The 21,372-nt window shown below is 48.1% G+C and carries 23 protein-coding genes and 2 rRNA genes (1 of these 25 cut by a window edge); 9 read left to right on the top strand and 16 right to left on the bottom strand.

Annotation, left to right across the window (positions count from 1 at the left end; translation table 11 throughout):
- The 3 genes from ACXAGL_RS12185 to ACXAGL_RS12175 all read right to left on the bottom strand — a co-directional run.
- A 23S ribosomal RNA gene (locus ACXAGL_RS12185) occupies window positions 1-1,539 on the bottom strand; it reaches 1,378 nt to the left of the window's first position.
- Window positions 1,540-1,709: 170 nt separating this feature from the next.
- A 16S ribosomal RNA gene (locus ACXAGL_RS12180) occupies window positions 1,710-3,274 on the bottom strand.
- Together the 16S and 23S rRNA genes form the textbook arrangement of a ribosomal RNA operon.
- A 509-nt stretch (window positions 3,275-3,783) precedes the next feature.
- Window positions 3,784-4,668: a nucleotidyltransferase-like protein gene (locus tag ACXAGL_RS12175; RefSeq protein WP_474991274.1), complete on the bottom strand. Its 885-nt coding sequence runs from the start codon at window positions 4,666-4,668 to the stop codon at window positions 3,784-3,786.
- 134 nt (window positions 4,669-4,802) lie between these two features.
- Here ACXAGL_RS12175 and ACXAGL_RS12170 point away from each other — a divergent pair, with 134 nt between their 5' ends.
- Window positions 4,803-5,180, top strand: a complete 378-nt coding sequence (locus ACXAGL_RS12170) for a YgzB family protein (protein ID WP_027956049.1) — start codon at window positions 4,803-4,805, stop codon at window positions 5,178-5,180.
- A gap of 87 nt (window positions 5,181-5,267) precedes the next feature.
- Here the strand turns inward: ACXAGL_RS12170 and perR are convergent, their stop codons facing one another.
- From perR to ACXAGL_RS12145, 5 genes are all read right to left on the bottom strand, one after another.
- Window positions 5,268-5,711 (bottom strand): peroxide-responsive transcriptional repressor PerR, encoded by a 444-nt coding sequence (gene perR, locus ACXAGL_RS12165; protein WP_035532548.1) that lies wholly within the window; start codon window positions 5,709-5,711, stop codon window positions 5,268-5,270.
- Between the two features lie 119 nt (window positions 5,712-5,830).
- On the bottom strand, window positions 5,831-6,388 hold the full coding sequence (locus tag ACXAGL_RS12160; protein ID WP_474967686.1) for a cob(I)yrinic acid a,c-diamide adenosyltransferase: 558 nt from the start codon (window positions 6,386-6,388) through the stop codon (window positions 5,831-5,833).
- Window position 6,389: 1 nt separating this feature from the next.
- Window positions 6,390-7,343, bottom strand: a complete 954-nt coding sequence (locus ACXAGL_RS12155) for a D-2-hydroxyacid dehydrogenase (protein ID WP_474991273.1) — start codon at window positions 7,341-7,343, stop codon at window positions 6,390-6,392.
- Window positions 7,344-7,425: 82 nt separating this feature from the next.
- Window positions 7,426-7,896: a thioredoxin-dependent thiol peroxidase gene (gene bcp / locus ACXAGL_RS12150; RefSeq protein ID WP_027956053.1), complete on the bottom strand. Its 471-nt coding sequence runs from the start codon at window positions 7,894-7,896 to the stop codon at window positions 7,426-7,428.
- A 64-nt stretch (window positions 7,897-7,960) separates the two neighbouring features.
- Window positions 7,961-8,371, bottom strand: coding sequence for a potassium channel family protein (locus ACXAGL_RS12145; protein WP_474967684.1), 411 nt, complete (start codon window positions 8,369-8,371; stop codon window positions 7,961-7,963).
- Between the two features lie 181 nt (window positions 8,372-8,552).
- Here ACXAGL_RS12145 and ACXAGL_RS12140 point away from each other — a divergent pair, with 181 nt between their 5' ends.
- The 3 genes from ACXAGL_RS12140 to ACXAGL_RS12130 all read left to right on the top strand — a co-directional run bounded on the left by ACXAGL_RS12140 (window position 8,553) and on the right by ACXAGL_RS12130 (window position 11,488).
- Window positions 8,553-8,639, top strand: a complete 87-nt coding sequence (locus ACXAGL_RS12140) for a YjcZ family sporulation protein (RefSeq protein ID WP_079478425.1) — start codon at window positions 8,553-8,555, stop codon at window positions 8,637-8,639.
- Between the two features lie 191 nt (window positions 8,640-8,830).
- Window positions 8,831-10,126, top strand: coding sequence for a glutamate-1-semialdehyde 2,1-aminomutase (locus ACXAGL_RS12135; protein ID WP_474991272.1), 1,296 nt, complete (start codon window positions 8,831-8,833; stop codon window positions 10,124-10,126).
- Between the two features lie 294 nt (window positions 10,127-10,420).
- Window positions 10,421-11,488 (top strand): FUSC family protein, encoded by a 1,068-nt coding sequence (locus tag ACXAGL_RS12130; protein WP_474967682.1) that lies wholly within the window; start codon window positions 10,421-10,423, stop codon window positions 11,486-11,488.
- Window positions 11,489-11,712: 224 nt separating this feature from the next.
- Here the strand turns inward: ACXAGL_RS12130 and ACXAGL_RS12125 are convergent, their stop codons facing one another.
- The 4 genes from ACXAGL_RS12125 to ACXAGL_RS12110 form a co-directional block, all read right to left on the bottom strand.
- Complete coding sequence (locus ACXAGL_RS12125; protein ID WP_474991271.1) at window positions 11,713-13,482, bottom strand: ABC transporter ATP-binding protein; 1,770 nt, start codon at window positions 13,480-13,482, stop codon at window positions 11,713-11,715.
- A gap of 68 nt (window positions 13,483-13,550) precedes the next feature.
- Entirely contained in the window at window positions 13,551-14,078 is a 528-nt protein-coding gene (ntdP, locus tag ACXAGL_RS12120; RefSeq protein WP_027956058.1) for a nucleoside tri-diphosphate phosphatase, read from the bottom strand.
- A 258-nt stretch (window positions 14,079-14,336) separates the two neighbouring features.
- The gene (locus tag ACXAGL_RS12115) at window positions 14,337-14,513 is read right to left on the bottom strand and encodes a gamma-type small acid-soluble spore protein (RefSeq protein WP_474967680.1); all 177 of its coding nucleotides are present in this window, start codon (window positions 14,511-14,513) and stop codon (window positions 14,337-14,339) included.
- A gap of 119 nt (window positions 14,514-14,632) precedes the next feature.
- Window positions 14,633-15,697, bottom strand: coding sequence for a C40 family peptidase (locus ACXAGL_RS12110; protein ID WP_474971918.1), 1,065 nt, complete (start codon window positions 15,695-15,697; stop codon window positions 14,633-14,635).
- A gap of 266 nt (window positions 15,698-15,963) precedes the next feature.
- Between ACXAGL_RS12110 and ACXAGL_RS12105 the strand changes: the two genes are divergently transcribed.
- Window positions 15,964-16,188 (top strand): hypothetical protein, encoded by a 225-nt coding sequence (locus tag ACXAGL_RS12105; protein ID WP_027956061.1) that lies wholly within the window; start codon window positions 15,964-15,966, stop codon window positions 16,186-16,188.
- On the opposite strand, the gene mutY is transcribed toward ACXAGL_RS12105, so the two are convergent.
- Entirely contained in the window at window positions 16,178-17,266 is a 1,089-nt protein-coding gene (mutY, locus tag ACXAGL_RS12100; protein WP_474967678.1) for an A/G-specific adenine glycosylase, read from the bottom strand. The two genes, ACXAGL_RS12105 and mutY, sit on opposite strands and share 11 nt — an antisense overlap.
- Window positions 17,267-17,320: 54 nt before the next feature.
- Between mutY and ACXAGL_RS12095 the strand changes: the two genes are divergently transcribed.
- Window positions 17,321-18,322: a metal-dependent hydrolase gene (locus ACXAGL_RS12095; RefSeq protein ID WP_474971919.1), complete on the top strand. Its 1,002-nt coding sequence runs from the start codon at window positions 17,321-17,323 to the stop codon at window positions 18,320-18,322.
- Between the two features lie 412 nt (window positions 18,323-18,734).
- On the opposite strand, the gene ACXAGL_RS12090 is transcribed toward ACXAGL_RS12095, so the two are convergent.
- Complete coding sequence (locus tag ACXAGL_RS12090) at window positions 18,735-19,001, bottom strand: YfhJ family protein (RefSeq protein WP_474967676.1); 267 nt, start codon at window positions 18,999-19,001, stop codon at window positions 18,735-18,737.
- Window positions 19,002-19,108: 107 nt separating this feature from the next.
- Between ACXAGL_RS12090 and sspK the strand changes: the two genes are divergently transcribed.
- Both sspK and ACXAGL_RS12080 read left to right on the top strand, forming a co-directional pair.
- Window positions 19,109-19,282: a small acid-soluble spore protein K gene (gene sspK / locus ACXAGL_RS12085; RefSeq protein WP_084163184.1), complete on the top strand. Its 174-nt coding sequence runs from the start codon at window positions 19,109-19,111 to the stop codon at window positions 19,280-19,282.
- A complete protein-coding gene (locus ACXAGL_RS12080) occupies window positions 19,275-19,415 on the top strand; it encodes a YpzG family protein (RefSeq protein ID WP_160838703.1) in 141 nt (46 codons plus the stop codon). The genes sspK and ACXAGL_RS12080 overlap by 8 nt, the downstream gene beginning before the upstream one ends.
- Before the next feature lie 327 nt (window positions 19,416-19,742).
- Here the strand turns inward: ACXAGL_RS12080 and ACXAGL_RS12075 are convergent, their stop codons facing one another.
- Window positions 19,743-20,078, bottom strand: a complete 336-nt coding sequence (locus ACXAGL_RS12075; RefSeq protein ID WP_474991270.1) for a YfhH family protein — start codon at window positions 20,076-20,078, stop codon at window positions 19,743-19,745.
- 86 nt (window positions 20,079-20,164) lie between these two features.
- Between ACXAGL_RS12075 and ACXAGL_RS12070 the strand changes: the two genes are divergently transcribed.
- Complete coding sequence (locus tag ACXAGL_RS12070) at window positions 20,165-20,824, top strand: SDR family NAD(P)-dependent oxidoreductase (RefSeq protein WP_474991269.1); 660 nt, start codon at window positions 20,165-20,167, stop codon at window positions 20,822-20,824.
- A gap of 267 nt (window positions 20,825-21,091) precedes the next feature.
- On the opposite strand, the gene ACXAGL_RS12065 is transcribed toward ACXAGL_RS12070, so the two are convergent.
- Window positions 21,092-21,358 carry a phosphocarrier protein HPr gene (locus ACXAGL_RS12065; protein ID WP_474967673.1) on the bottom strand — a complete coding sequence of 89 codons (267 nt, stop codon included), beginning with the start codon at window positions 21,356-21,358 and terminating at the stop codon, window positions 21,092-21,094.
- Window positions 21,359-21,372: the final 14 nt, after the last annotated feature.

Below are 21,372 nucleotides of genomic sequence, written 5' to 3'. Positions count from 1 at the left end.
CCTATTCCGACCGTCTCACTGCTTGGACGTGCACATCCAATGGCACGCTCTCCCTATCCTCCTGCGTCCCCCCGTCATTCAAACGGAAAGGAGGTGGTACAGGAATATCAACCTGTTGTCCATCGCCTACGCCTTTCGGCCTCGGCTTAGGTCCCGACTAACCCTGAGAGGACGAGCCTTCCTCAGGAAACCTTAGGCATTCGGTGAAAGAGATTCTCACTCTTTTTTCGCTACTCATACCGGCATTCTCACTTCTAAGCGCTCCACCAGTCCTTACGGTCTGACTTCGCAGCACTTAGAACGCTCTCCTACCACTGATCATAAGATCAATCCGCAGCTTCGGTGGTGTGTTTAGCCCCGGTACATTTTCGGCGCAGAGTCACTCGACCAGTGAGCTATTACGCACTCTTTGAATGATGGCTGCTTCTAAGCCAACATCCTGGTTGTCTAAGCAACTCCACATCCTTTTCCACTTAACACACACTTTGGGACCTTAGCTGGCGGTCTGGGCTGTTTCCCTCTCGACCATGAACCTTATCACCCACGGTCTGACTCCCAGAACAAAGTCTATGGCATTCGGAGTTTGACTGAATTCGGTAACCCGATAGGGGCCCCTCGTCCAATCAGTGCTCTACCTCCATGACTTTCTATTCTGAGGCTAGCCCTAAAGCTATTTCGGAGAGAACCAGCTATCTCCGTGTTCGATTGGCATTTCACCCCTACCCACACCTCATCCCCGTAATTTTCAACTTACGTGGGTTCGGGCCTCCAGTCAGTGTTACCTGACCTTCACCCTGGACATGGGTAGATCACACGGTTTCGGGTCTACGACCGCATACTCACTCGCCCTGTTCAGACTCGCTTTCGCTGCGGCTCCGCTTCTGCTGCTTAACCTCGCATACGGTCGTAACTCGCCGGTTCATTCTACAAAAGGCACGCCGTCACCCATTAACGGGCTCCGACTACTTGTAGGCACACGGTTTCAGGTTCTATTTCACTCCCCTTCCGGGGTGCTTTTCACCTTTCCCTCACGGTACTGGTTCACTATCGGTTACTAGGGAGTATTTAGCCTTGGGAGATGGTCCTCCCGGATTCCGACGGAATTCCTCGTGTTCCGCCGTACTCAGGATCCACTCCGGAGAGAGGAAGATTTCGACTACAGGGCTGTTACCCTCTTCGGCTGATCTTTCCAGATCGATTCGTCTATCTTCCTCCTTGATAACTCCAAAGGAGTGTCCTACAACCCCAGAAAGCAAGCTTTCTGGTTTGGGCTGATTCCGTTTCGCTCGCCGCTACTTGGGAAATCGCGTTTGCTTTCTCTTCCTCCGGGTACTTAGATGTTTCAGTTCCCCGGGTCTGCCTTCCTATACCTATGTATTCAGTATAGGATACTGTCCCATTACGAACAGTGGGTTTCCCCATTCGGAAATCTCCGGGTCAAAGCCTGCTTACGGCTCGCCGGAGCATATCGGTGTTAGTCCCGTCCTTCATCGGCTCCTAGTACCAAGGCATCCACCGTGCGCCCTTATTCACTTAACTATCTTCGTGAAAAGACGTTTATATAAATCAATTAGATGTCTTGTCATCATGATCTCATCGCTAGATGAGTCATAATTCCTTATCCAGTTTTCAAGGTTCACAAATTTGAAAGATGCTTTGATCTCTCAAAACTGAACAACCAACACAGTACGTTTCCGTAATATCCTTAGAAAGGAGGTGATCCAGCCGCACCTTCCGATACGGCTACCTTGTTACGACTTCACCCCAATCATTGGCCCCACCTTCGGCGGCTGGCTCCAAAAAGGTTACCTCACCGACTTCGGGTGTTGCCAACTCTCGTGGTGTGACGGGCGGTGTGTACAAGGCCCGGGAACGTATTCACCGCGGCATGCTGATCCGCGATTACTAGCGATTCCGGCTTCATGCAGGCGAGTTGCAGCCTGCAATCCGAACTGAGAATGGTTTTATGGGATTTGCTACACCTCGCGGCTTCGCTGCCCTTTGTACCATCCATTGTAGCACGTGTGTAGCCCAGGTCATAAGGGGCATGATGATTTGACGTCATCCCCGCCTTCCTCCGGTTTGTCACCGGCAGTCACCTTAGAGTGCCCAACTGAATGCTGGCAACTAAGATTAGGGGTTGCGCTCGTTGCGGGACTTAACCCAACATCTCACGACACGAGCTGACGACAACCATGCACCACCTGTCACTTGGTCCCCGAAGGGAAATCCCTATCTCTAGGGAGGTCCAAGGATGTCAAGACCTGGTAAGGTTCTTCGCGTTGCTTCGAATTAAACCACATGCTCCACCGCTTGTGCGGGCCCCCGTCAATTCCTTTGAGTTTCAGCCTTGCGGCCGTACTCCCCAGGCGGAGTGCTTAATGCGTTAACTTCAGCACTAAGGGGTGGAAGCCCCCTAACACCTAGCACTCATCGTTTACGGCGTGGACTACCAGGGTATCTAATCCTGTTTGCTACCCACGCTTTCGCACCTCAGCGTCAGAAACAGACCAGAGAGTCGCCTTCGCCACTGGTGTTCCTCCACATATCTACGCATTTCACCGCTACACGTGGAATTCCACTCTCCTCTTCTGTCCTCAAGTTCCCCAGTTTCCAATGACCCTCCACGGTTGAGCCGTGGGCTTTCACATCAGACTTAAGGAACCGCCTGCGCGCGCTTTACGCCCAATAATTCCGGACAACGCTTGCCCCCTACGTATTACCGCGGCTGCTGGCACGTAGTTAGCCGGGGCTTCCTCGTCAGGTACCGTCAAGGTACCGCTCTATTCGCACGGTACTTGTTCTTCCCTGACAACAGAACTTTACGATCCGAAGACCTTCATCGTTCACGCGGCGTTGCTCCGTCAGACTTTCGTCCATTGCGGAAGATTCCCTACTGCTGCCTCCCGTAGGAGTCTGGGCCGTGTCTCAGTCCCAGTGTGGCCGATCACCCTCTCAGGTCGGCTACGCATCGTTGCCTTGGTGAGCCGTTACCTCACCAACTAGCTAATGCGCCGCGGGCCCATCTGTAAGTGATAGCGAGAAGCCATCTTTCAACTTATCTTCATGCGAAGAAAAGTATTACCCGGCATTAGCCCCGGTTTCCCGGGGTTATTCCGATCTTACAGGCAGGTTGCCCACGTGTTACTCACCCGTCCGCCGCTCGTTCCACGAGCTTCACCCCGAAGGGATCCGCTCGCTTCCCGCGCTCGACTTGCATGTATTAGGCACGCCGCCAGCGTTCGTCCTGAGCCAGGATCAAACTCTCCATAAAAGTAGTTTGACTTGCTCATTTGCACACCGAATGTGCTTGTTTCAAATTCCTTCATTAAAGAAGAAATGTTTTGACGTACTGGTTGGTTCGTTCAGTTTTCAAAGATCAAATGTTGTCGGCCGTTTGAAAACAGCGACTCAATCATCTTAACATGTGTTGCTTTTTCGTGTCAACAACTTTTTTCATTAAGTTGAGAAAGTGTTTCGCTGTCGTTTTTAGCGACATTTACTAGATTATCACGGTAAGCTGTTAGTGTCAACAACTTTTTTTGTGATTTGTTTTAGTGCTTCTCAGCACCATGCCGCTCTTTTAAAGCGACAAGTAATAATTTATCACGCAACGTTATTGAAGTCAATAACTTTTTTGCTGTTTTCTCACGGAGTCTCTCGTTCCGCTCAGCCGCTCTTAATGCGACGTTTAATAATATAGCACGCTTGTTTTAGAACGGTCAATGGTTTTTATTAAAAAAGTCCTCTTCCTTTAATAAATCGATGGAAGAGGACTTTCAACTATAAATGGTTGGGTTGTTCTACAGGCTTATAGGTGCGGTGGAAAATCTGCGGTCCCTTCGTTTTCTGGGGGATCACCTCGATGGCTCCGTGCTCAACGAGATACTCGATCATCGAGGATAGATCCAGTATATATTCCTGGATTTCCGGATGGACTTTCAATTCGCCGAATGACCACGGCTCTTCTCTGTCGTTCATCAAGTCCAGCAAATGCCGGGCGCTGGAACGGGCTCGCTTGCTGATGGAATGTTCAACGGCCAGGACCATTAGCTGGATCCGTTTTTCCGTCGGCTCCCCACTCTCAATTAACTCCTGATAGAGTTTATAGATTTCAGGCTCAATCCGTTTCACCTGATTCCATACGGTGACTTCCGGATGAAAACCTTTCTCTATAATGGACAACCGGGCCAAATAATGGAGCGAGCTCACCATTCTGCTGTAGGAATCCAAATATTGTTCAGAATCATAAAGATCCTTGGATTCACTGTAACTGCGTATCAGTTTGGCGAATTCTATCGCTTTCTTCAGGCTGCGGTTTTTTTGAGGAAACTCTCGAAGGTGCTCTTTCATTAAAGTCACATATTCATTTCTTTCAAAGATGATGCTTCCATTAATCACCCATTCCACCGCCCGCCGGTAGGAGCTGGTGTCAATCCAGTGATGGAGGAGGGTTTCATCCACAATATGCATTGCTGCTGATTTGTTCTCAAATTCATAGTGCTTCACATACCACAGTTCTTCTGCATCCCGTACGATAATGAAGAGAATCACATCAAAGTTATCCGTGACCGGACTGATTGGTTTGTTCTTTTCCAGGATCAGGATCCCCAGGGTACTGCTCTGGCTGGCTCTTTCCTGATAAATCGGGCGTAATAAATCTTCCATTGTCTTTCCCCCATATTCAATTTCCCTTTCCTGTGTTAATTCGCTACGATGCGCCAAAATCCTTTTTCCGTATTGTATTTGTTCCTAGAAAAATATGCTATACTACGTGGTAGATAAGTAAGGAGGGAGCCTTAGTGGCGTTAAAATACAGCAGTAAAATCAACAAGATCCGTTCTTTTGCTTTCTGGCTGATTTTTCTCGGTATCGGAGTCATGTACATCGGCCTGTTGTTCAAGGACATCGTCTGGCTTATGGCAACGTTCATGATTTTAGGGATGGGCTTTGTCGGACTAAGCACCGTCGTTTACTTCTGGATCGGCATGCTCTCCACCAGGACCATCCAGATCATCTGTCCTTCATGCGAGAAACCGACCAAGATGCTCGGACGGGTCGACGCCTGCATGCATTGTGACCAGCCGCTGACGATGGACAAGTCCCTGGAAGGTAAAGATTTCGATGAGAAGTACAATAAGAAGAAATACCGAAACGAAAAGGCTCCTACACAGTCCTGAGCCGTCCGGACCCGTTATCCACGGGTCTTTTTTTGTATCCATTCATAAAAAATGCCATAAAAAAACTGAAAGCGCAGGGCTTTCAGTTTAGTGGGCCATTTCTGATTGACATTTGGAACACGTTCCATAGACTTCCATACGATGATGGCTTACGTCAAATCCCGTCACCTGTTCAGCTAATGATTCAACTTCGTTAAGGCTTGGATAGTGGAAATCCACGATTTTTCCGCAGTTGTTGCAGATCGCATGGTAGTGGTCACTCGTATTACAGTCGAACCGGCTTGAGGAGTCTCCATAAGTAAGCTCCCGGACCAATCCGATATCCTTGAACACGCGCAGGTTGTTATAAACAGTGGCCACACTCATGTTTGGGAATTTACTTTCCAGCGCTTTGTATATTTCATCAGCTGTAGGGTGGGTCATTGCATTAAGCAGGAATTCAAGCACCGCATGACGCTGTGGAGTGATTCGGACGCCGGATGATTTCAATGTATCAATGGCATCCTGGAGTCGATGATCAGACACGGTCATGCACCTCGCTTTCATAAAATGATTCTTGATTTATAAAATTATTACATTAGAATGCTTACAATTAGTGTAACCTTTCCGTAAACCGGTTGTCAATATGGAAGCCCGCATTCCACGTTGGATTACACATCGGGATGGAGGGGTGTTTCCTTTCCGCTCAGCTTCTTATTCACATATCTGGCCGCAACAAACAGGAAATCCGATAAGCGGTTCAGATAGGACACAACTAGCGGGTTGTTCAGTTCATCCTCCAGCGTAACGGCCAGTCGTTCTGCTCTGCGCACAACGGTACGGGACAGATGGAGGGCGGCTGACGCTTCATGCCCTGATGGTAGTATGAAATTCTTCAACGGGTCAAGTTCCTGGTCCCACGTATCAATCTGCTGTTCAAGGTCTTCAATATGCTCCTGCTTCAGCTTCCAAGTGACATCCTTCCCCTTGGGTGTAGCAAGCTCCGCCCCTACATGAAAGAGAATCGTCTGGATTTTCTCCATCGTCTGCATGAAAGCTGCCTTATCCGTCCAGTCTTCCTTCCTTAGATGACTGAGCGCAACGCCTATGGTTGAATTAGCCTCATCACACGTTCCGTAGGCCTCCACTCTTACATCATTCTTCGCGACACGCTGGCCGTAAATCAAGGAAGTCTGCCCCTTATCACCGGATCTTGTATAAATACGCATCTCAATACCCCCGTTCTGGATCAATAATATTTCTCAACTCACCGTCTCCGTTCAGGAACACCTCAAGGTTTTCTTCAAAAATGGCAAAGCCGCGCGGCACATAATGAGGAGAAATGCCTGAGATATGCGGCGTGACCGTCACATTTTCCTCTCCCCAGAATGGATGAGCCTCCGGAAGCGGCTCTTCTTCAAACACATCAAGCACGGCATGGGCGATTTCATCGGTGGTGACAGCATCCATAATGACGTCAGCCGGAACAAGATCCCCTCTGCCCATGTTCAAAAAGACCGCATGATCAGGCATGGCAGCAAAATGGGCGTGAGTCAGCATGCCCCTCGTCTCTTCGGTGCTCGGCAGGACAGCAACCATAAAATCAGCTTTCGGCAGGATCAGGTGGATGTCGGAAATCGGGTACACCTGGTCAAAATGCACCTTCGGCCGTCCGGACTTGGACAGGCCGATCGTTGTCATCCCGAAAGCTCCGGCAAGGCGGGCCGTTTCTTGAGCGATGGCCCCTGTGCCGAGCAGCACCATCGTGCGTTCACTGATTTCATTCATCTCAGCTCTCCGGCTCCATTCCCGCTTCTGTTCCTGCTTCATCAGCGTCTTGGCTTTTCTTGCCACCTGCAGCAGCATGGATATCGCGTACTCCGCCATCGGCTTGGCATGAATGCCGCGGACGTTGGTCACAAGGATGCCGCGCTTTTTGATTTCGTTAAAAGGCATCCGGTCCATGCCTGCCGACAAGACCATGATCCATTTCAATTTCTTAGCGACTTGGATTTTCTCTTCATCCAGATCCTCCCCGTATGTAATGAACACATCGGCTTCTGCTAAATAATGCTGCGCCTCATGCATCCCGTGACAGAAAACGAAATCCACCTCGTCAAAACGACGGCTCAAATGAATCCGGATTGATTCCGGAACCCTTTTAATAGCTGAAACAATCTTCATCGTGTCCCCTCCATCCTCTTTTTCTTTATCTTAGCTTATAAAGAAACCATAGTCACCTATGGACTATGGTTTCAAGCTGTTCTTATTGAAGGTTTTCACGGATGTATTGAAGAGCCGCTTCCACGTGGCCCTCTACTTTCACTTTGCGGAACTCCTCAGCAAGGTTCCCCTCTTTATCAATGATGAAAGTGGAGCGCTCGATGCCGTAATACTCCTTGCCGAAGTTTTTCTTCAGCTTCCATACGCCAAACTCCTCGGAAACCTTGTGGTCTTCATCTGCAAGAAGCATAAACGGAAGGTCATGCTTGTTAATGAATTTCTCATGAGAATCAACCGGGTCCGGGCTGACACCAAGAATGACAGCGTCCAGATCTTCGAAACTTTCATGATGATCACGGAAGTCACAGGCTTCTGTCGTGCACCCCGGCGTCATATCTTTCGGATAAAAGTACAGGACGACATTCTTTCCTTTGTAATCAGACAAAGAAACGGATTCCCCATTACTTGCCGGCAGTGTGAAATCTTCCACTTGCTTTCCTTTTTCTATAGACATATAAGCACCCTCCTTAAAGATATCTATCCTCTAGGGTACCTTACTCAGAAGGAAACTTCCAATCTCAGTCTCTTTTTTTGTTCGTCTGCCATACTTTGGCGGCAAGAGCCGCGGGAAGCGTGTAACCGATCATAGCCTCTAGAATCGCCAGCCACTTCCCCACCCCTACAGGCAGCATATCTCCATAGCCGACGGTAAATAATGTGACACCGCTGAAATAGATACTACGTATGAATTCTTCGATCCATGATACCCGCCTGGAAGGGATGCCTGTCCGGTATACATCCACCCCTTCCAGAATCAGCACCGTATATATGAGGCCGAAGCCAATCATCACGATGGTGTACAGAAGCATCACAGCAATGAACAGCTGACTCGAAAAAATTTTATGCTCGATTTCCAGGGAGTGAAAGATCTGCCGGAGACTCGCCCCCATCAGAAGCAGTAAAAGGATGCTGACGATAATCGTAACCATAGCGTGCTCCTTCTTATCATCCAGGTGGACATGGGTGACAGGCTTTACTTTTTCTTATGTCTTTTCCGAGATGGATATGCCTCCGGTGCTCGAAGATATTTGCTGAAAAACGGGCGGATGCACAGCCCGCTTTTCAGGGAAAGGCATAAGATACAGTAAACCATGGAAAGGGGGAATTGTAATGGGTTACGGATATGGCGGAGGCTTTGCGCTGATCGTTGTTCTTTTCATCCTTCTAATTATCGTTGGTGCAGCGTTCGTATACTAAGAAGAACATCAACTGATGGGATGACCATAAACCAGTGTATATTCCTCATGGGTGCGACCGGACAGCTGCATAGGTTCGTATTGAAAGACAGAGAAAGACCGGCCTGCTGAGTCAGGACGGTCTTTTTCTATCTTGTGACATGGACAAACATGCTACAATGAGAAAGTGAAACAGTTGTTAGGAGGTATAGCATGAACATTCCACGTTCAGAACAATTATATAAAGAAGCCGAAGCACACATCGTCGGCGGGGTGAACTCTCCTTCACGCGCCTATAAAGGTGTCGGGGGTGGGACACCGGTCTATATGGACAAAGCGCAAGGCTCCCGTTTCTATGATGTCGACGGCAACGAATACATCGATTACCTTGGTGCCTACGGGCCGATCATCACCGGACATGCCCACCCGCATATTACGGAGGCGATCACGAAGGCAGCAGAGAACGGCGTCCTGTACGGGACACCGACGGTTCTCGAAAACCGGTTTGCTAAAATGTTGAAAGATGCCATCCCTTCCCTTGATAAAGTCCGGTTTGTAAACTCCGGAACGGAAGCGGTCATGACGACGATCCGTGTCGCGCGGGCATACACCGGCCGGAATAAAATCATTAAATTCGCCGGCTGCTACCACGGTCACTCCGACCTTGTCCTCGTCGCCGCTGGATCCGGACCTTCCACACTTGGTACACCGGATTCTGCAGGAGTACCGTCATCGATCGCCCAGGATGTCATTACCGTTCCATTCAACGACATTGAACCGTTCAAGGAAGCACTCCGCAAGTATGGCGATGAAATTGCAGGCGTCCTTGTTGAACCGATCGTCGGCAACTTCGGAATTGTTGAGCCAAATCCTGGTTTCCTGGAAACTGTGAATGAGCTGACCCATGAAGCAGGCGCGCTTGTCATCTATGATGAAGTCATCACGGCCTTCCGCTTTACATATGGAAGCGCCCAGCAGTTGTTGAACATCGAACCGGACATGACCGCGATGGGTAAAATCATCGGCGGCGGGCTGCCGATCGGTGCCTATGGCGGACGGGCCGACATCATGGAACAGGTCGCACCGCTCGGACCGGCTTATCAGGCAGGAACCATGGCTGGTAACCCCGCGTCCATGTCAGCAGGAATCGCCTGTCTGGAAATCCTTCAACAGGAAGGTGTGTACGACGAGATGGACCGCCTCGGTCAAAAACTCGAAGAAGGTATCCTCCAGCACGCGGAACAGGCAGGCGTACAGATTCAAATCAACCGCCTGAAAGGAGCCTTAACGGTTTACTTTACAGATGAAAAGGTAGAAAACTACGAGCAGGCGGAAAACACAAATGGAGAACGGTTTGCCCGTTTCTTCAAATTGATGCTTGCTGAGGGCATCAACCTTGCTCCATCTAAATATGAAGCCTGGTTCTTAACGACCGCTCATACGGACGAAGATATCGATCAGACACTCGAAGCGGTTGAGAAGACATTCAAGATTATGGCCGCTGAATAAGCACCATCCCCTTCTTCCTATATAAGAAGGGGATTTTTTTATGGAAAGGGAGTTGCTTATCCTGATATTCCATGCTATTATATATTTATAATTCTGAATATTCCCACGAATTATGATCTTTGTTTCATTTCTTTCCCTTTTCATAGGAACCAGCTCTTGGGACTGGTTCCCCTTGGGCTTATGCTGTTTTCACGCATAAGCCTTTTTCTTTTGTTCTTCCTGCCCTATTATCATGTATAATGATGGCAGTCCTCCTTAATCGAGGAGTTTCCATGTAAAAAGGATGATGCTTGTATGAAACTGGGCGCACGGATGATGAAGACAGGTCTTGCGGTCGGGATAGCTCTTTATTTCGGACACTTGATCGGATTCATCTCCCCATTACTCGCTGCCATTGCTGTTGTTTTTTCCATTCAGCCTTCGATTTACCGTTCCTATCAATCGATTATTGAACAACTTCAGGGGAACATCATCGGGGCCATGATTGCCATTGTTGCCGTATTCACCCTTGGCAATGACCCATTTGTCGTCGGCTTTGCGATTATCCTCGTCATCGGAGTCACATCGACGATGAAGATGAACGAAAATACGATATCTCTTGCGGTCGTAGCGGTCATCGCCTTGATGGATGCCACCGACCAGACCTTTCTTTACTTCGCTGGCTCACGACTCGCATCCATGATTCTCGGTATTCTGGCCGCTTTCATCGTGAACCTCGTCTTCCTGCCTCCAAGGTATGAAACACGATTGTTCACCAAAATCGACAGCGCCACCAATGATATTCTACAGTGGCTCCGCGTGACAACGAGGCAGTTGTCGGACGAGCCCGCTTTAAAATATGAAATTACGAGGATTCAGGATGACATGCGCTGGGTGGATCACACGTACCTGCTGTATTCAGAGGAACGGACCTACTTCAAGGGCAGCCGATTTTCCAAAGGAAGGAAAATGGTGCTCTTCCGACAGTTGATTACGACGACGAAAAAATCTTTCGATGTCCTGAAGGCCTTTTACAGGCTGGACCATAAGATCGAGCAGATCCCGGAGGATTTCCAGGACGCCGTCGTTCAGGAACTGGATAAGCTGATCAATGCCCACGAGAAACTGGTGTTGAGCTTGAAAGGAAGAATAAAACGAACGCACAAGCAGTCTCTCAGGCGGATCGAGGAACCGGATATTCCTTTATTGGTCGAGCGGCTGATGCATGTGTATGAAGAAAGCAACAATCCCGATAAGCTCGTTTTCCTTCCCCTCGCCTCGCAGCTGATGGAATACCATTATCAGCTTGAGCGGTTGAAGAGACTGTTGAAAAGTTACCAGAACCACCACCAGGGTGACTTCATCCAGACATCAGACAAATAGGAAAGAAGGTACCGCTAACGCGGACTTTAGACGGCCGGGAAGATTTCCGGCCGTCTTTTTTTGTCAGGTTCACTAAAAAAGGATGTTCTCCAGTGGTTTATTAGAGAAGATGATGTTCTGAGACACATATGTTGGGAAGTTACGCCTTCGGGTACAGTCAGTTGAGACCATAAACTTTTTTTAAAGACACAAAAAAGGCATCCGCCCATGCGGATGCCTTCTTTTTACATATTGGAATAGGTGGCTGGTTCATCCAGTTCCTGAACTTGATAAAGATCATAATAATGACCTTTCTTCCTCATTAACTCGTGGTGGGGGCCGACTTCAACGATTTCTCCGTTCTCAATGAGAACAATCCGATCCGCATGCGTGATTGTTGATAAGCGGTGGGCAACAATGAATGTCGTCCGCGATGATGCAAGACGTTCCAGCGCCCCTTGGATGAGATGCTCACTTTCCAGGTCAAGCGCACTCGTCGCTTCATCGAGCACTAACAGAGGTGGGTTTTTCAGGAAGACACGCGCAATCGCGACGCGCTGCTTCTGTCCTCCGGAAAGCTTCACTCCACGCTCACCGACGAGGGTGTCGTACCCGTTAGGAAGATCCATAATGAAGTCATGAGCATTGGCTGCCTTGGCCGCTTCGAACATTTCCTCATCTGTCGCATCAGGGTTTCCCATCCGGATGTTCATCGCAATGGATTCACTGAACAAAATGTTGTCCTGCAGCACCATCCCGATTTTATCACGGAGCGAACGAGCCTGAACTTCTCGGATATCCGTGCCATCCAACAGGATTTTCCCTGCTGTCACGTCGTAAAACCTTGGAATCAAGCTGATCAGTGTAGACTTACCACCTCCACTCATTCCGACAAAGGCGATCGTCTCTCCTTTTTGGATATGCAGATCGATATCCTTCAGCACGAGCGGATCTTCTTCATCATAACGGAAGGAAACGCCCTCCAGGCGCACATCACCTTCTACATGCTCCAGCTTCTTGGCCCCGGGTTCATCGACAATGTCATATTCCTCATCGACAAATTCAAAGACACGGTCCATGGAAGCAATCGACTGGGTCAGGACAGTGGCTGAGTTCACAAGTCTCCTCAGCGGATTGTACACACGGTCCATGTAGCCAATGAACGCGACCATCGTACCGACCGTCAACGAGCCGGTAATGACCTGGTACCCGGCAAAGGTAATGACGAGCAGTGGAGCCAGATCCGTAATCGTGTTCGTCACGGTATACGTGTACGCATTCCAATTGGTGTGCGTAATCGCCTTATCCAGGAAGTTTTTGTTTTTCGTACCGAACTGGGCCTGTTCATGGTCTTCCAAAGCAAAACTCCGAGTGACCGGAACTCCCTGCACGCGTTCATGCAGATGCCCCTGGACTTCAGCAAGGGCCTGGGAACGATCGCGCGTCAACTGGCGGAGACGAGCGTAAAAGTATTTGACCGCAAACCCGTAAAACGGGAATAAAGCAATCGCTACAAGCGTGAGCCATGGGTCCATCGTCAGCATGATAATAACCGCAACAACAATCGTGATCATATCGAGCCAGATGTTCATCAGGCCTGTGATGACAAACGTCTTCGTCTGTTCAACGTCATGAATGACACGAGAAATGATCTCTCCCGTCTTTGTCCTGGAATAAAACCGCAGACTAAGACGCTGGATATGATCGAACAGCTTTTCACGGATATCATAGAGGATGTGGCTTCCGATCCACTGGGCGAGATACTGGCGGATATATTCCACCGGCGGTCTCAGCACGAGGAAAACGAAGAGCGCTCCGCCCATCAGCCAGAGCAGCTGATCCATTTTTTCCGACTGGGCCATCTGATCTGCATTAATGATGTCATCAATGACGTATTTCGTTATCAACGGCATCAGCAGTGGAATGGAGAATTTAATGATTCCAATAAGAACGGTTAAAATTATTTTTCCTTTATACGGTTTGACAAACTTCAAGTACCTCTTGATGCTGTCCAAAAAATCACCTGCTTCCTTTCACCTGAACAACAAGAGAAGCGCACTCCTTAGAAGTGCGCATCCACTCATTATCTATACGTTAAATATCTTTCGTACCACTGATCAATAAACTCCGGCGAGAAAGGTCCCTTTCTCTGCCTGATCCATCTAAGTAAAATATCCACATTGTTATACAGAATACGGTCCAGCACGTGAGGATAGTTCATTCTTCTCTTATGAACTTCATACTCGTCCTCATCTAAAATCTTGTACGTCATATCCGGAAACACCTTCACATCGAGATCATAATCGATGTACTTGATGGTTCCATCCTCATAGATGAAGGGAGAGCTGATATTACAGTAATAGTACACGCCGTCTGTCCGAATCATCCCGATGACGTTGAACCAGTACTTGGAATGGAAATAACAGATGGCAGGCTCTCTGGTCACCCAGCGGCGGCCATCGCTTTCTGTGACGGTCGTCCGGTCATTGGCACCAATGATGACATGCCTCGTTCCTTTTAATATCGTTGTACTTTCCCAAACACGGTGTAAATGCCCATTATGCTTATAGCTTTGAATTTCAATCCGCTTCCCTGCTTCCGGGCCGGGCATAAGATCCCCCCTTCCCTTTCTTTACCGTTTCACCTTCTGTCTATTATAACGACAAACGAAAGCGAATGAAAACAATTACTCTGAAAAGTATGCCGGACGCTCCCTTCTTTTTTTCAAGAGAACGGGGAGGGGATTCAAGATGGACCATTATATAGGAAGAAAAAGAAAAAAGAGCCGCCCGTTGCCGGGACGGCTCTTTCTCATGGGAGATTGCAACAGGCTAATCAAACAGCCCGGCCAACCTGCCAAAGATTCAGGTTACTTTTTCTTCGCCTGAGATTTTTGGTTCTGCTCGATTACGTGCTGTGCATCTGTCTGCTTGGCAAACTCAGCGCCGTATTGGGAATTCCCTTGAGCAGCTTGTTGGTTTTGTTGTTTTACGTGATTAACATCCGTACCAGCTGCTGTTTTGTTTTGTTTCGGTTGCTTAGCCATGTGTATCACCTCCGCAAAAATTATTGTGTACAGCGAGCCTCTGTTTCATTCCTCATCGATCGAAATTTTTCACAAAAAAAGAGCGACCCTTGATGGGACGCTCTTTTCTGATGCTTTGATTAGTTGGCAAGACGCTTCGTACCGATATAGCGGCTTCCCCAGTAGTTGCTGGAAAGGGAGCTGATTTCCACGCCGTTCGTAGAACCTGTGTGGATGAACTTGCCGTTTCCAAGGTAGATTCCTGCGTGAGACGCTCCAGGCTTGTACGTTTCAAAGAAGACGATGTCTCCAACCTGGCGCTGGGAATCACTGACAGACTGCATACGGCTGTCTGCATAAATGGTAGCTACTGTACGTGGAATGCTTACGCCTTCCTGTGCGAATACGTAGTTAAGGAATCCACTGCAGTCAAAACCGGATGGTGTGCTTCCTGCCCATACATATGGTGTACCGATGTGCTTTTTAGCTTCTGCAACCAGTCCATCTACAAATCCAGAGTTTGAACTTGAAGAACTCGTGGTAGATGTATGACTAGAGGATGAAGAGGAAGATGAAGAAGACGATGTAGACGCCTCACCACTTACCTTCAACTTCTGACCTACATAAATCGTTGTACCGGACAAGCCGTTCAGGCTCTTAAGGCTGGACACGGATGTTCCGTACTCGTATGCAATAACAGAAAGGGAATCACCGCTCTGAACGGTATATGTGCTTGTTGACTTAGATGAAGAAGAGCTTGAGCTGCTGGAAGAAGTAGACTTACTGGAGCTGGAAGAACTTCCAGAAAGAGAAAGCTTCTGTCCAGGATGGATAACATCACTGGAAATATTATTCATGCTCTTCAACTTAGAAACCGACATGCCGTGGTTTACTGCAATCGCCCAAAGGGAATCACCACTTTTAACAGTGTACGATCCACTTCCGGAATTGGAAGACGACGTTGATTTCTGTGAAGATGATGCATCTTTTTCAACAATCAAACTCTGACCAACGTAAATCATGCTGGAATTCAGACCATTCCATGATTTGATTTCTGAAACAGATCCGTCATACTGCCTGCTCAAATCCCAGATTGTATCCCCGGATTTAACCTTGTGCAATTCATCCGCAAAAACTGAAGTTCCCATAACAGATGCCCCAAGCAAAGCTCCACTGACCGCCGTAACCAATTTTTTCTTATTCATGTATTCTTTACTCTCCCCTATGTATGAATTGTTATAATTGTGCAATCAAATAACCTAAATCCCATTATTCATAAAAGACAATTGTTTGTAAATACTCCAAAACTTCTACAAATACCAACAAAGCCAGTCGAACCCTTTGATACCAAGGTTTTCCACGCTTCGTTACATTTACTTTACAGGTTTGTTACATGTGTATTTGTCGAATTTTGTTTGTATGAGCAGGACAATTGTACATACATTAAGGAGGAAAAGGAGGCTGTTCTTTTATGTATGTTGGAAGAGATTTAGCTGGATTGACGATGGAACCCAAACAAAACTGGGAAGAAAAAGAGCTGGGGTATTTTCATACATCCCTGTCGCAGGCCGCGCCCTATCTGAATGCAGAAGGTGTCACGCTGCTCAGGGAAATCAACAAAGAAATAGAGCGCCGCGGCGGTCTGGAAGCAAAGGAAGCTTCCTGGACCAGCGGCACTCATACAGTTACGGACTAATATACGGATGGGCTTTTTGATGGGATACGGGAAATGGATGATCAAGCATGGCTTCACGGGTGACAAACCTGGCCCGCTCATGATCGAGATGGCCACTTTTCACAACGGCTCTGACCACATCCATTTCCCAGATCAAATGGGAAAACACATGACGGACATGATCCACCTTTTCCCCGAGTTCTACCTTCAGACCATACTCCCCGTACACCCAGACCGGTACGGATTCCTGATCCACATCTTCCAGTGGAACCATCGGATACTGCCACAGCGAGGCCAGAAGCCCTTCTCCGGGGCGCTGCTCAATTAATACCTCACCTTGGTCATTTTCAATTAAAAGCAGCAGGTAAGGGATTTTTTTCTGTTTTTTCTTCGACGCTTTAATAGGGAGTTCGGTTTCGGCTCCTTTTTCAAAGGCGCTGCAGTGATCCTGCACCGGACAAAGCATACAGGACGGTGTCTTCGGTGTGCAGATAAGGGCACCAAGCTCCATCAGCCCCTGATTGAAGGCGGATGGATCCTCTTTGGAGATCAAGTGCCGGACGAGTTCTTCAAACAGCTTTCTTGTGCTCTGTTTACTGATATCATCCTCTACATAAAGAATACGGGAAAGCACCCGCATCACATTTCCATCGACAGCCGGCTCCGGTGTATCATAAGCTATACTCAAGATCGCCCCTTTCGTATAGGGTCCGACGCCTTTCAGTTTCCCAAGTTCATCCGGGTCACTCGGTACTACCCCGTCATAGGATTCGACAACTTCCCTGACAGCGTTTTGCAAATTTCGAGCACGGGAATAGTAACCTAACCCCTCCCATGCCTTTAAAACCTCCTGCTCATCGGCTTCGGCTAAGGCTTCGGGGCTTGGGAATCTGCTCATAAAATGGTTAAAATAAGGAATAACCGTATCAACACGGGTCTGTTGGAGCATAATTTCTGATACCCAGACTCTGTATGGGTCCTGATTTTCCCGCCAGGGCAGGATTCTCTGCTCTTTTTTAAACCAGGATATAAGATCATCTCTAAAAGCATTTACATTGGTATGATTCAATAGGAAGGGAACTCTTTCTTTCGGTTTCACTGGAAACACCTTTCTTATTTAACGTTTTCGTCACCCAAAAAGGAGGTTTGTACGTTGGATACTGGTACTCATGTGGTCATGGGTGTCGCTCTTGGCGGTATCGCTACGCTTGACCCAGCCGTAAGCTCTGATCCGGCTTTATTCAATGCTGTCCTGATCGGCACGCTCGTCGGGTCACAGGCGCCGGACATTGACACCGTTCTGAAACTGAAAAACAATGCCGTTTACATCCGCCATCACCGGGGAATTACCCACTCCATTCCGGCGGTCCTTTTATGGGGAATCAGTATCCCCGGCATCATATACTTATTTAACCCGGAGGTCAACTTTCTCCATTTGTGGCTGTGGAGCTTTTTAGCGGTCATTCTTCACGTATTCGTAGACATCTTCAACGCCTACGGGACCCAGGCCTACCGTCCGATTACGAAACGCTGGGTCGCTTATGGCTTCATCAACACCTTCGACCCTTATATTTTCATTCTGCATATCGCCGGGATCGTCGCTTGGAACCTTGGGGCTTCACCCGGAATGATGTGGCTGACCATTTACGGAGTCATTGCCATTTATTACGTGAAACGGTATTTCGATAAACGGGAACTTGTCCGCCTCATTCATGAAAATGTGGACGGAGTGACTCAGATTGCCACCTCCCCCACCATCAAGCAGAATATATGGCGGATTGCCATTACGACTCCGGAACATTATTACGTAGGAAGGGCCGAAAACGGACATTTGAAAATTCTGGACAGATTCGTGAATAAACCGATTGATTACGATGATCCGGTCGTTCAAAAAGCATTAACCGACCAGAACATCAAAGCCTTTCTGTCCTTTTCACCCGTCTACCGCTATGAATTAAGCTACTTTGACGAGTATACAGAAGTCCGTTTCATTGATCTGCGCTACCGCTCCCGCGGACGTTATCCTTTTGTAGCTGTTGCGCAGATTGATGATGAGCATGGAGACCACTTGAAGATTCTCAATTCCTATACCGGCTGGGTGTTCACGGAGGAAAAACTGCAGAATAAACTCAGTCCGATGGAATCGAAGTCGTAATGAAAAAAACCTCTTTGAAGAGAGGCCACTGAAAGAATGAGGATTTGCTAAAGGTAAAGTTTTAAAAAAGCGGATGGTATGGATAAAATATTCCATGCCATCCGCTTTTTTTATATTTATGAGGCTTTTCGTTGTACAAGAAAAAAAGGGATTTTCTTTTATAAATCAAAGTCAAATCACTTTTTAAAGATGGGACACCGTTAATTCCACGAGAAGCGTTCGATGGTGACGCCTGCGGGAACAGCGCGAGCCGAAGACCCACTTGGTCAAGTGATCTTCTTGACCAAGTTAGCTGAGGCCGTGCCTACGGCAAGCATCCATCGACAAGCAATTCGTGAGAATCAACAACTTTAAACCACTTCTCCTGATTAGGAAGGATTTTTCAGCGGCCTCCTTTGAAGAGGCTCCCTTTTTAATGCAGATCCCCTTTTTTCTCAAGCATTTTCTTGTATTTCGAATTGGTGGCCGCGAACTCATGAAGCCTTGGTCCGTAATTTTGGATCCACTGTGTCACAATCTGTTCCGTCACTTTCTTTCCTTCGTATTCACGACCTGCCTTCGCCCGTGTCGTTTCGAAATCCTCCCACAAAAGCTCGACCCATGTAAGGGCCTCTTCCATTGTCAAATGTTCGTTCTTCTTATATAGGGTTTCAGCCAGACGCTGATAAATTTCATTCATGGTACCACTCCGTCTCTGCCATAGTTTACCCTTTATTATAACACATCACAGGCAGCAGGCGGGGTATACTAAGCCTGCCTCTTCCCGGAGGCATAGGAGGGTGACGAATGCGTAACAAGGCCAAAAATTTCCCGAATGTTCATATGACCCACGCACCGGATGATCAGAGTGAATACTCGAACAAGCGTCCGAACGGAACGATCAACAATAAGCCGCAGGAACGCGCGGCCCGATCGAGACACCGTGATGTTAACGACACAGGGAGGAATTACCATGGGTAAGCGTAATTTCAAAGCCGCTCCGGCTTCTCATTCCCACCGAAGCTCAAAGCACATGAGCCGACGTGTGAATGGTGAAACAGAGCAGACGCAGGCGAACCAGATCACTGAAATTCAAATGAGAAAAAGAAACTAAAGAAACCAGGTACCTTATGTACCCGGTTCAGGCTGTCGAGAATTCCTCGACAGCCTTTTTTAACTGAGGCTGTACCGTTTCTGTAGAATGCGTGGGTTCACCTGGTATTTTAAAGGCGCTGATAAAGGAAAAGCATCCTTTACCAGCGCCTTATTGTAAATATGTCTACTCCCTGCGCATGATGGCGGGGAGCGTTCGGTGGTAACGTCTGCGGGAACAGCACGATCCGAAGATCCAATTGGTCAGGCGATCTTCTTGACCAAATCAGCTGAGGCCGTTCCCACGGCAGTCATCCACCGATAAGCAGAGCGGTGTACTCGATACTTTCTATTCCTGCACGCGACGGCCGAGCATGGAAATCGGCAGAGCCTCTTCTTCTGTACTCACCTTTTGACCATTCTGCTTCCGATATCCCCAGGCAAAAATTCCGTTCATATATTCGATGAAGAAGGTATGCTCATAGTCTCCGTCCATTTCGTAGGTTTCCCCTGCTGAGAAATCGTCCGGATTCATCATATAGGCTTTAGCCATAATGATCTTCCGTTCATGGACAGCGTATTCATTGACCATGCCAAGCTGCTCCGCCTTCTGGGCTTTTTCTGTCAGCTCGGCTATTTCATCCCTTAACTCTCTCTCTGAATAGTCACTGTATCTCCGTTCCATCCTTCTCCCCCTTATCTGTACTTTCTTTACATTCTAACAGGCTTTAGCGACAATGGATATATGTCTGGACAAGGAGGCTGATTTCATTGGCAAAGATTTGGATAACAGGTGCCGGAACAGGACTGGGAAGGGCTCTCGCCCACACCTATGCCCGGGAAGGAAACCACATTGTATTGAGTGGCAGGAAATATGAACCCTTAGCGGCTGTTCAGAGGGAAATTGAACAGAATAACGGAAGCGCAGAGGTTATCGTCTGCGATATTACAACCCCTTCCTCCATCGCTTCGGCTGTAGAGAATATCGACCACGTCGATGTATTGATCAATAACGCCGGAACCGGCATTTTCGGAGAGCTGTCCTCCTACTCTGAGAACGATATAGAACAATTGCTGGGAACCAACGTCAAGGGGACGATCCTTATGACACAGGCAGCCCTTCCCCGTCTGCGGCAGTCTGAAGGCCGCGTGTTGAATATCATTTCCACAGCCGGCCTGCGCGGGAAAAAGAACGAAAGCATCTACTGCGCCAGTAAATTTGCTCTCAGAGGCTTCACAGAGAGTCTGCAGAAGGAATGGGAAGAAGAAAGCATCACAGCGACCGCTGTCTATATGGGCGGGATGAATACACCATTCTGGAACGATACCGACCACGTTCAACATCCGGAGAAGATGAAGAGCCCGGAAATCGCAGCAGATCAAATTTACAAAGAGGATGACGGCCGCACCGAAATTTTTGTTGACCGTTAAGTAACATGTGAGCTCAGATCACCCCTTTCTTACATGGGACTTGTATGAGGCGGCCTTGGGAATGACTCCCTTTCCGCGGGGTATCGTGAGCCGCGGAAAGCAGACGGTTTTCCCTGCCATCCCATGTTCTGAGTGAACAACGGACCGAACCCCTAATTCCAGACGGGGACGATTTAGTAATCGTTTAAACTATCAACAACAGATTTTAACAAAGCTGAAAAATAAAAAGACAGCCTGCCGGATCGGCAGGCTGTCTTTTTTTATGAATTACTCACCAAGGTTTTCTTCTTTTGCTTTTGCAACAACAGCGTTTACTGCTTCTTCTTCGTCTGCACCTTCAGCAGAGAACGTGACTTCAGCGCCGTTTGGAATTCCAAGGGACATGACGCCCATGATGGATTTCATGTTAACGGACTTGCCATTGTACTCAAGGTTTACGTCAGATTCGAATCGGCCGGCTACTTGTACAAGTGCTGTGGCTGGACGTGCGTGTACACCGTCCGCAGATGTGATTTTCATTGTTTGTTGTGCCATGATACATTCTCCTT

This window comes from Halobacillus sp. ABA4_118 (assembly GCF_056160205.1).
This window is presented reverse-complemented; position numbering and strand designations above follow the sequence as displayed.